Annotated in this window: 2 protein-coding genes; both read right to left on the reverse strand. The window is 70.0% G+C overall.

The window, feature by feature from the left end; translation table 11 throughout:
* Positions 1-494: type I-E CRISPR-associated protein Cas5/CasD (gene cas5e / locus QMK24_RS41180; RefSeq protein ID WP_283472037.1), on the reverse strand; the 494-nt coding region annotated here is incomplete at its 3' end.
* Positions 491-1,687 carry a type I-E CRISPR-associated protein Cas7/Cse4/CasC gene (gene cas7e / locus QMK24_RS41185; RefSeq protein ID WP_283472038.1) on the reverse strand — a complete coding sequence of 399 codons (1,197 nt, stop codon included), beginning with the start codon at positions 1,685-1,687 and terminating at the stop codon, positions 491-493. The genes cas5e and cas7e, both read right to left, overlap by 4 nt.
* Positions 1,688-1,737 lie beyond the last annotated feature (50 nt).

Below are 1,737 nucleotides of genomic sequence, written 5' to 3' on the forward strand. Positions count from 1 at the left end.
AGGGGGAGGTGTTCGAGGGCGGTGGCGGGGTCGTGGGTGGTGGTGATGAGGACGGGGGTGTCGGGTCGGCAGGCGCGGCGGCCGAGGTGGGGCGGGTAGACGGGGTTGCGCAGTGCGGTGGTGAGGTCGTCGATGAGACCTGCAGGTCCGGTCACGGCGATGGTGAAGGCGGCGTCGTGGAGGTACCAGTCGCGAAAGATCAGGGCGTTGCCGCGGTGTCCGCCTTCGGCGGTGGCGACGGTGTGGTGCTTGGGGTGGCCGCCGCCGACGGTGTGGAAGTCCAGGAGGCGTTGTCCGGGTCGGTCGATGCGGATGGTGTGTGTGAGCTGGTCGAGGTCGCTTTGGTCGCTTCCGCGGGGACGGCCTTGTGCGGCGGCCAGGAGGCCGGTGATGCCGCTGCGGGTGGGGTGGGGGTGGCTGGTGCGGGTGGTGCCGCCATGGGGGCCGCCCCAGAACTGCGTGCCGGACAGGTGCAGGAGCAGTGCGGGTGTCACTGGTGGCCTGCCGGGGCGAGAGCGGCGTCGGTGATGGTGGTGACGAGGGTGTCCAGGCGGGGGATGTGGGTGCCCAGCGCGGTGATGCCGGTCAGGTCGGCGGTGCCGGAGTGTGCGGCGGCCCGAAGGGGTTCGTCGCCGAGGAAGGTGTTGACGGCGGCGGCGTGCTGGTCGAGGGCGGTGATGCTGGGGGCGGTCCAGCCGGAGGTGTCGTCGGCGGTGATGGGGGCTTCGAAGGCGCCGCCCAGGTTCATCGGCTGGTCGGTGCGCACGGCGAGGTGGACCAGGGCGGGCGGGGTGAAGGGGGCGGTGCTGTTCTTCTTGGCGGTGGGGACGTGGCGGGCGAACTCGGTGAGGAAGGCGTGGATGAGTTCGCGGGCCATGGCCCGGTCGCCGTCGAGGTTGCGGACGAGTTCGTCGACGCTGATGGTGGCGTAGCGGTAGAAGGTGCCGGAGGCGTGGGCGTGTTGGCCCATGTGCGCGGAGCCGTTGTCGGTTCCGGGTATGTCGTCGACGGCGGTGAAGAAGTCGGGTTGTTCTTCGCCGGCGTGGGTGGTGGTGGCGTGCGCGACGGCGATGGCGCCGTCGACGGTGGCTTCGGGGGTGTTGGCCAGCATGCGGCCGAAGGCGGCGATGGAGCCGTTGCGCCGGCACAGGACGTCGCGGACCTGATTTTTGAGGTGGGTGACCTGGGCCTTGGTGTCCTTGTCCAGCGTGGGCGCCTTGGTTTTGGTTTCGGTTTTGGTCTTGTCTGCGGCGTCGGCGTGGGCGCGGGCTTGTTCGGCGGCGGTGTCGAGCAGGTCGCGGTGGGTGTCGGCGAGGTCGGCGAGGTCGTTGATCGCCGATTCGGGGATGAAGAGCATGACGTTGGTGGTGCCGGCCTCGGCGAGCTTCATGCCGGAGAACTGGGCGGTCAGTGCGATGGCCTGACCGGCGTTGAGGGCGTCTTGTTCGTCCCAGCCGCGGGTGCGGAGTTCGGCTGCGACCTTCTCGGGGATGCGGCGGGTGCGCAGGGCCCTGTCGCCCAGGACGCTTTCGGTGTTGATGCGGCAGCCGCGCTTTTGGCACGCGGAGGAGATGCGGGTGCGTTCCACGCCGCCCAGGAGGGCGATTTTCGGGGAGCCGAACTCGTCGCGGTTGAGGTTGGACAGGGGGTAGGCGTGCAGGACGTGGACGTCGATGGTGAGGCTCATGCGGCGCTCTCCTCAGGGTTCTGGGTGGGGTCTTCGGGGGGGGTGGGGTG

Origin of the sequence: Streptomyces sp. PH10-H1 (assembly GCF_030063355.1) — a bacterium.
GTDB lineage: Bacteria > Actinomycetota > Actinomycetes > Streptomycetales > Streptomycetaceae > Actinacidiphila.

Bases quoted from the DNA above. Each gene is read 5' to 3' on its own strand.
- cas7e (WP_283472038.1), bottom strand. From the start codon at position 1,687: ATGAGCCTCACCATCGACGTCCACGTCCTGCACGCCTACCCCCTGTCC.